General features: G+C 38.4%; 9 protein-coding genes. 7 read left to right on the top strand and 2 right to left on the bottom strand.

The window, feature by feature from the left end:
• Positions 1-1420 precede the first annotated feature (1420 nt).
• Positions 1421-2119, top strand: a complete 699-nt coding sequence (locus QDN89_RS12430) for a hypothetical protein (protein WP_280770460.1) — start codon at positions 1421-1423, stop codon at positions 2117-2119.
• A gap of 280 nt (positions 2120-2399) precedes the next feature.
• On the opposite strand, the gene QDN89_RS12425 is transcribed toward QDN89_RS12430, so the two are convergent.
• Positions 2400-3221: a squalene/phytoene synthase family protein gene (locus tag QDN89_RS12425; protein WP_425335398.1), complete on the bottom strand. Its 822-nt coding sequence runs from the start codon at positions 3219-3221 to the stop codon at positions 2400-2402.
• A 156-nt stretch (positions 3222-3377) separates the two neighbouring features.
• On the opposite strand from QDN89_RS12425, the gene QDN89_RS12420 reads away from it, so the two are divergent.
• A complete protein-coding gene (locus QDN89_RS12420) occupies positions 3378-4148 on the top strand; it encodes a hypothetical protein (protein WP_280770459.1) in 771 nt (256 codons plus the stop codon).
• Between the two features lie 45 nt (positions 4149-4193).
• On the opposite strand, the gene nei is transcribed toward QDN89_RS12420, so the two are convergent.
• Positions 4194-5024, bottom strand: a complete 831-nt coding sequence (gene nei / locus QDN89_RS12415; RefSeq protein WP_280770458.1) for an endonuclease VIII — start codon at positions 5022-5024, stop codon at positions 4194-4196.
• 255 nt (positions 5025-5279) lie between these two features.
• Here nei and QDN89_RS12410 point away from each other — a divergent pair, with 255 nt between their 5' ends.
• The 5 genes from QDN89_RS12410 to QDN89_RS12390 all read left to right on the top strand — a co-directional run bounded on the left by QDN89_RS12410 (position 5280) and on the right by QDN89_RS12390 (position 8711).
• A complete protein-coding gene (locus QDN89_RS12410; protein ID WP_280770457.1) occupies positions 5280-5483 on the top strand; it encodes a hypothetical protein in 204 nt (67 codons plus the stop codon).
• A gap of 15 nt (positions 5484-5498) precedes the next feature.
• Positions 5499-5792: a spore coat protein gene (locus tag QDN89_RS12405; RefSeq protein WP_280770456.1), complete on the top strand. Its 294-nt coding sequence runs from the start codon at positions 5499-5501 to the stop codon at positions 5790-5792.
• Positions 5793-6073: 281 nt separating this feature from the next.
• Positions 6074-7282 (top strand): acyl-CoA dehydrogenase, encoded by a 1209-nt coding sequence (locus QDN89_RS12400; RefSeq protein WP_280770455.1) that lies wholly within the window; start codon positions 6074-6076, stop codon positions 7280-7282.
• Positions 7283-7305: 23 nt separating this feature from the next.
• Positions 7306-8082, top strand: coding sequence for an SDR family oxidoreductase (locus QDN89_RS12395; protein ID WP_280770454.1), 777 nt, complete (start codon positions 7306-7308; stop codon positions 8080-8082).
• A 62-nt stretch (positions 8083-8144) separates the two neighbouring features.
• The gene (locus tag QDN89_RS12390; RefSeq protein ID WP_280770453.1) at positions 8145-8711 is read left to right on the top strand and encodes a TetR/AcrR family transcriptional regulator; all 567 of its coding nucleotides are present in this window, start codon (positions 8145-8147) and stop codon (positions 8709-8711) included.
• Positions 8712-8745 lie beyond the last annotated feature (34 nt).

The raw sequence follows: 8745 nt of genomic DNA, 5'->3' as shown, positions 1-8745 counted from the left end.
AGCGTTTGAAGAGACAATTTCAAGTGTTCAAACATTATTGAAACCAACTTCATTGGTTTTACAATAAAAAAAGTAATCCCAAAGGCAAGACCAATGGGATAGCGGGGTTGGGTGTTTTTAGCACACCACTGTGTCAACTCCACTAGCGGTTAATCGTCATCTTGAAAGTCGATACCCTAGAAACCCCCACTTCAAATTTCGTTAGAAATTAAGTGGCGGGAGTATTCATAGCGCTACCCGATATATATTAATTTCACTGCAAAATCTCTTATTAAAAATATATAATTTCAGAAAGTGATCTCGAAATTTCACTTTAAAAGAGTGATCTCTTCTTTTTCTTTACTTAATCGTCATTTCTAGTTTTTTTCTTTTTAAAAAAAGCAGGTGTGTATCATATCGCTGGGCGATACAAACTCTACAAATTCATCACGAAACCCCTTTACACTTAATAGTAAAGACGATATACAGTAGTCAATTGCAAAATTATTACTCCAAGGAAAGCAATAAAACGGCAATTAAAATAGTAAGACTCACTAATTGAGAGTATATCGCCTAAGGCTATATACTAAGTGTATTTGTACAAGAACATTTGTTAAAGAGAGATATGAAAAATGCGAGGAAATATATCAAAGTTTCCCGGGAAATGTCGTATGAAAGGTAGAGTACGGAATGAATCAATAAAGGAACATTAAAAGTTGTATCAGCGTGAATCCCGATATCCTCAAAGATTAAAGTGAAAGCGATTGATAAATCTTGCTCAAACTACTTGACAGTGTTTATAGCGGGAAACGATACGAATACAAATATAGGCGATACAGTAGAAGACCTTTAGACTCAATGTACCTCAATGGATATTTAATGTGTAATATTAAAGCGATATGTATCTAATAATGTGATATGATTAGTTTAATTAAGAGTGAAACGGTTACCTACCTTGTTAATACAAACTCCTAACATATAAATACACGCAAGAAAATTATTTTTCCCCTGTATCACTAGGCGGTATGAAGGACAAATTCATTAAAATTTCCATATATGATAGGGTAGACCCTAGATAACAAAACAAAAAGTAAAACAAATGATTACCTCTTCTAGTGCAACTCACTGTTTCAAATTAAGTGAATTCAGCTGGTGTATTGTTGATAATCTGGAACCGTATCGGCACCCGATACATAAAGATAATACTCATGTTTATTGTTCGAATGCTAAAGCGATATACTATTAAACCAAATTCGTAACTTGAATCAAGCTAATATGCTTGATAAAATTATCGTTGAGGCTGTTGATATTTCCGAATACATTATTTCTTATCTTTCATAGATTACCTATAGAAATAAGCTTTTATATTTCGTATCGTTGGGCGATATATAGTGCGATTCTATCTCAAAAAGTGCACGTTTAATAGAAAGGGAGACCCGCTATGCGACATGATATTCAACAAAATGAACGATCGTTTACTACAAAGGAAGTGGCAGAAACAGTTAGAATAGCTACCCCTACTGTTCGAAAGTATGGACAAATCTTAGAGCGAAATGGATATGAGTTTTTTAAGGATGAAGATCGACGTATCTTTGTTCAATCTGACGTTGAAGCACTTATAGCGTTACGCGATACGAATAAATCCCTAGACGATACAGCAAAAGACATTGTGACTCAGCAAAAGGACAGGTTAGAGGGATCTAAAGAGATTACGGTAGCCGATACATATAACAATTTGCCTGACGATCCGAACCAGTTACATGAATTTATGAGCTTCTTAGCCAAGGAACTCGCAGCTAGCCGAGAAATGAATGTTCAACTTGCAAACGATATGTCTCAGCTAAAAACAAAGGTTGCACAGCTCCAGCAAGATCATCATGTAATAAGTTCTGGTATTGGGAATTCAGCGCAGAAAACGCAAGTGAAAATTGAAAAATTAACCGAACAGCAAAAAACGAACTACGAAAAAATGCTAGAACAAGAAAAACAAAAAAGTCAATTTTTACAAAAAGAAATACAAAATATGCGGGAAGAGCAAAAACAAGAATGGCGTTCGCAAAATGATTTTAATAAACGTTTAGAAGAATCGATAAAAAAACCTAAAGGGAAATTAGGAAGGTTTTTCTCGATTTTTAAATAATGAAAGATTTGAAAGTTCTTTTTGGTTAACTGTTATTCAAATTTTTAACGCAATTTAAAAGCAAGTGACTCCTTATCCATAGTCAAAACGCACATATTAAATTTAAAGAGGCAGCCATTAAGTTTTTGAACTTTTTGATATGCCTCTTTTTGATGTTTTTAAAGGATATATGTATTTCATTTTTAGCAACATAAGAAGCGCTAGGAAAGAATATGAAGTGGCAAAGAAAGGGACGATTTCATGGATGGATGATAAATCACCCTTCTCCAAAAATCGTCCATTAGATGCTTTTCTTTATTTCTTCCACTGTTGATTCCACTTGAGAGCGGGACATTTTTTCTCTTCCATTTTTCATAGCTTGAAGTGTTTTCTTCGCTAGTGCTAATGGAACTTTGCAGAATAACAGAACGCTCCTGCTATCAATATCTTTCATATATTGATCACCTAAAGCTAGATTTTTTTCTGCGTAATGAAATAAATCATCCGTGTCCCAACCATATGGGAGGAAGGTTACACCTCGCTCGAGATCCTCTTGCTGATTTCGAAGAATATTAACCGTTTGAAGTCCTCTTCCATAGGCAATGGCTAAATCACGATCTGTTTTCGTGCCGTCTCGCCATTCCCAAATATCTGAAAGCATCACTCCGACTAGTCCTGCGACATAATACGTGTAATCATTTAAGTCTTCTTTGCTTTTGATGTGCCAATCTTTTCTAGCCCATTTTGACATCCCATCAGCCATGATGCTAGTTGATTCCTGTACTTTATTTACAATACCCGATGGACAGAAAGTTATCCAATCACCTAGTTTCAACGTTACTTCAGGTAATTGATGAGAGTAAGGTGATATGAGCTGAAGGTAGGCCTTATGATCAAATGGATGTTTTAAAAGAGAACTCGTTTCTTGGAGTAAATAATCTTTTGTTGCTGGTTCGAGGTCCTCATGATCTTCTATTTCATCAATGGCACGCATACATAAATAGGCTGATGCTACCGTTTTTTTCAACGTAGGTTCTAACAGCGTTATAGGGATGTAGAAAGTTCTGCTTGTTAGCTTAAGCATCCTCATTGCTTCCACGTATCTTTTTTTACTTTCTTTCACGGCATTTTCCTCCTCTTTTAGATTCAGGAAACATGTAAATTTGAAATAATGATATCATTGATAACCTAGTCTTACAATAGACAAAGGTAGAAGAAATTATCCACTGTGTTCATAGTGTTACTAGAAATAAATTTTTTAGAGATAAGGAGTGGGTAAATGTATATTCAAAACCCTGCGAATTTATTGAAGAAACAGCGTGATCTTACCTTGATGGCTGTTAACGATATGCAGTATATCGCTATTGCATGTGATTCAGACGGTGGCATAGGAAGTAAAGCTCAAGATGTAGTGAAAGTGAGTGAAGAGATCATTGCTCAGTTTGCTACTCGCGTTCCATTGTTTGAGATCATTTCTTGTGGTGCCAAACCTTTTATGGTAATTGATTGTTTAACAGTTGAAATGGATTCTGTAGGAGATAAGATACTTTCAGAAATAAAGCGATACGTCCGTGAAGTCGGTATTTTTGAGGATGTTCAGTTTACTGGTAGCTCAGAGGAAAATGTTCCGACCGTTCAAACTGGTATTGGAGTGACGATTCTAGGGCTAGTTGATCAAAAGGACTTCTCCATTGGAAAATCCCTATCAGGAGATAAAGTCGTTTGTATAGGAGTGCCCAAAAGCGGTCCTCAGTATGAGATTCATCCAAATGATAAAGAGATAGTGTCTTTAGGAGATTTAATAAAATTAAGAGGATATCCAAATGTTCGAGACATATTACCTGTAGGGTCACAAGGAATTTCCTATGAAGCAGACCAGTTTGCTCAAAGCGCAAGTTTAAATCTTCAATTGAATCCTAGCTGTGGGATAGATTTCAACCAGTCAGCTGGACCCTCTACCTGTGTTTTATTATCCGTTAATGAAAAGCATATTCAAGAGATCATGAAACTTGTCCGGGCTCCTGTGACAACGATTGGTGAGTTGATTTGATATATTATTAATTTAAAAAGATAATTCGGTTTAATCCTTCCTTCTCTAATTGTATTCATCGCTTTGGCAAGAGGGACAGTAATAACAACGTCTGCTCGCAGCTTGAAATTTCAAGATCGGTGTTCCACATGTGCGGCAAGATTGCTCTTCTCTATTAAAAACCCAATGGCGATACTGATTACGGTTTTGACCTTTCGCTTTTAACTGAGAAGCGAGGTTAAAATCTAGCGTAATACCATTATGCTCATACGACTGCCACATGAGGTCAATCGTCGCTTGAGCTGCTCGTTCTAACTGGTCTGGACTGCAATCGATCGGACGAGTCATCGGATTGATTCCTGCAACGTAAAGGATTTCGCTTCGCAAATAATTCCCAATCCCCGCAACAAATGATTGATCTAGTAAAAGGGATGTCCATTTTCTTCGGTAAAATCGTTTGCTCGTAAAACGACTTAAAAGATCGCTAACGGTTACGTCTTCACTTAAAATATCCGGGCCCACTTTTGCAATAAACGGATGACCTTGTACCTCTTCATCTCGTAATACTTCAATATCTGACGCACTATATAAAAGGGCAGACTTCTGTTCATTATGAATCGCAAGTCGAAGTTGTCGATTCGTTTTAGGGTAGTTATACGAATTGCGAATAATCCATTTCCCATAAAGTTGGTTGTGAGAATAAATCGTTAATCCACAGTCAAAGCGAATTAACATTCCTTTTCCTTTCGTATCAACTCGTGTAACGTTCGCTTCTTTTAACATTTCCTCATAACCTTGTAATCTTTCAAAGGCAAAAAAAATCTCGAGGATTGGTCGACCTTTGATTGCTTTTTCTACTTGATCGGCAGCTATTCTAATTTCGGGACCTTCTGGCATGTTATATAGCTCCTCTCCTCTGGTCAATGAATGTGATTGGAATCTACTTAAATCAGATATAATATTGTACGTATTATCCGAAATTATACCTGTATTAACAGTCTCTAGACAACTGAAGTGAATTTCATTTGAGTAGTAACGTATTTATTAGAGGGTTTACGACCAATTAGCCTAACCTTTTAGACATTTTTGGATAAAAATCGAGACAGAAATCCATACTAAAAAGTAGATACTATGCTAATTGGAGGTGATGGAATGAATCATATGACGAAAAAAGAGTTGTCGTCGATTGAAGATGAAATTCGTGCCGAAGAAATTACAGCTAAAACGATGAATTGGTGTGCATCTCAGTGTGACGATGTGGAGCTTAAAACGCTTCTAGAAAAGTTGGCGGAGATACATCAGCTAAATGTAGGTGAAATTTCTACATATTTTAATAGGTCAGGATTAACTCAATAATGAGGAGGGAAGAACATGCCAAATAACATGGAAGGTCGCGGTTTAACTGATAGAGAAATGTTGCAACTTTGTCTGGAATTAGAAAAGGGAAGGTGTCGAAGCGTTTCAAACACATTGTTAGAAACGAGTCATAAAGAATTGAGGGACATTTACCAAAATTGTTTTCAAAAAGCTAGTAGTAATCAATTAGAACTATATGAAACGATGCATTCGAAAGGATGGTATGTCCAAACGGAAGCTTCAACAGAGGACGTCAACAGAGTACAAGAAGAAATGCAAAACAACCTTCACCCTGACAACCGATTTTAATTGTAAATGTGTGATATTGAGGTTGTGTTAACGGTTCAATGGTGTCTTTTCACCGAAATCGAACCGAAGTGATTCCAAAAGTTGATAATCTATTGTTTTGTTTAAGATCGCACAAACCCTCTTGACAACTATGCGTATGTTGATGACGCTTTTCATTTGCGTCATTTTTTTATGAAGTAAAGGTTGAATAATCAGACTAATTAACGTATATTAGAAACATACTGACCGGTTAGTAAACAGAACAACCCTCGAAAGTAGAACGTATGAAAGGCGTGGGAAACATGAATTTCGATTACTCTGACAAAGTAAAAAAGTTGCAAGAGCAAGTAGAAACGTTTATGGAAACAACGGTTTATCCGAATGAGCGAGTGTACGATGAGTTTATTGACATGCAAGCGAACCCGTGGAAATCCGTACCTCCAGTCATGGATGAGATGAAGGCGAAAGCAAAGGAAGCAGGCCTTTGGAATTTATTTTTGCCAGACAGTGAAAGAGGCGCGGGTCTAACTAACTTGGAATATGCGCCTCTTTGTGAAATCATGGGAAGATCGATGATTGGACCTGAAGCTTTTAATTGCAACGCACCTGATACAGGGAACATGGAAGTACTCGTACGATACGGTTCGAAGGAGCAACAGGAAAAATGGCTTACTCCTTTATTAAATGGGGACATTCGCTCGTGTTTTTCGATGACAGAGCCGGATGTAGCATCATCAGACGCAACAAATATCGGTGCTAGTATCGTTCGAGACGGTGACGACTATGTGATTAACGGACGGAAATGGTGGTCTTCCGGTGGCGGTGATCCGCGATGTAAAGTAGCGATATTTATGGGGAAAACAGATCCCGACGCGAACCGATACGAGCAACAATCGATGATTCTCGTTCCGTTAGATTCGCCTGGAGTAACAATTAATCGGAATGTACCTGTGTTTGGTTATCATCATGCTCCTCATGGACATGCGGAAATTGACTATAACAATGTTCGAGTCCCTGCATCGAATATATTGTGGGGCGAAGGGAAAGGATTTGCGATTGCTCAAGGAAGGCTTGGACCAGGGAGGATTCATCATTGTATGCGCCTTATTGGTTCTGCGGAAAGAGCATTAGAGGAAATGTGTAAACGGGTAACAAATCGAGTGGCTTTCGGTAGACCGTTAGCCGATCAAGGAGTGATCCGTGAGTGGATAGCTGAGTCACGAATAGATATTGAACAGGCAAGGCTTTTAACATTAAAGGCAGCATACATGATGGATACTGTCGGAAACAAAGTCGCCAAAAAAGAAATCGCGATGATTAAAGTCGTTGCACCAAGCATGGCTCTTCGCGTGATTGATCGAGCAATTCAAGCGTTTGGTGGTGCAGGAGTAAGCAATGATACGCCACTCGCTCATCACTGGGCAACGGCTCGAACGCTCCGAATTGCTGATGGGCCTGATGAAGTGCACCGACGATCAGTAGCAAAACTAGAATTAAAACAATATTCATAGTTTTAGAGATGGAGGGTTATTAGATGCGTGTACAGGAATTATTTGATTTAACAAATAAGACGGCAATCATTACAGGGGGTGGCCGAGGACTTGGCGAACAAATCGCAAAAGCTTATGCCGAAGCAGGAGCCAATGTCGTTCTTTGTTCGCGGAAATTAGAGGCTTGTCAAGAAGTGAGCGATGAGTTGCAAAAGGCTGGGACAAAAACGCTTGCGTTGACTTGTGATGTGACGAAAGAAGAAGATGTGGAAGCGGTTGTGAGTAAAACAATGGATACGTTTGGCAGAATTGATATTCTCGTGAACAACAGTGGAGCAACATGGGGAGCTCCTGCCGTTGAGATGCCGGTGGAAGCTTGGAAAAAAGTCATCGATGTGAATGTTACAGGTACATTTTTGATGTCCAAAGCGGTAGGTAAAGTGATGATCGAACAAAAGGCTGGAAAAATCATTAACATTGCCTCTGTGGCAGGGTTTGGCGGAACAGATCCGGAGCTCATGGATACGATTGGGTATAATACGAGCAAAGGTGCCGTCATGACTTTCACAAAAGATTTGGCAGTGAAATGGGGACAATATAATATCAATGTGAATGCCATTGCTCCTGGATTTTTCCCAACAAAAATATCGAAAGTGATTATCGAGCAAGGAGGTGACCAAATTCTAGAAAGGACGCCGTTAAATCGATTTGGCTCGGAGGATGACCTTAAAGGTGCGGCCGTTTTTCTAGCGTCAAGAGCAGCTGATTTTGTTACGGGAGACACAGTAGTGGTGGATGGAGGAACGCACGCGATGACCTAAAATACAGCGTCTCTCTGTGTTATAATGTGTGGAAAATAGCCGATAAAGAGAGGGTCATAGTTGTGAAGGAAAAAATACTAGAAAAAAGCATTGTTTTATTCGAAAAAAAAGGGTTTAGTGAAACGTCGATCCAAGATATTGTTGATGAATTAAGTGTAACGAAGGGAACGTTTTACTATTATTTTAAAAGTAAAGAAGAATTATTGATGGATATTCATCTTCGTTATATTAATGATATTGTTCATAGACAGAAGGAAATAGTGGAAGACGTAAAGAAAGATAGTAAAACAAAGTTGTTTGAAGTTGTCTTCATGTTATTGAGCAGTATTAAAACGCAAGGAACGAGTGCAAGGGTTTTTTACCGAGAGATGCGCAATTTGAGTGAGGAGCATTTGTCGCAAATCATCCCTACGAGAGATAAGTTCTTTTCTCAGCTAAACGGAATTATTGATGAGGGCATGGGCAAAGGCGAATTCCGAAACGATCTTCGTTCAGATATGATTACTTTCGCAGTTTTAGGTGCATGTAACTGGAGTTACCAGTGGTTCAACCCAAACGGTCCCGTTCCTGACTATGAAGTAGCGGAAATATATTTGGAAATCTTCTTGAATGGAATTAACGCGGAGTAACCTTAAACGAGAGTGTATACAGGATCGTTGCTGG

The organism is Salipaludibacillus daqingensis (genome assembly GCF_029891575.1).
GTDB lineage: Bacteria > Bacillota > Bacilli > Bacillales > Salisediminibacteriaceae > Salipaludibacillus > Salipaludibacillus daqingensis.
This window is presented reverse-complemented; position numbering and strand designations above follow the sequence as displayed.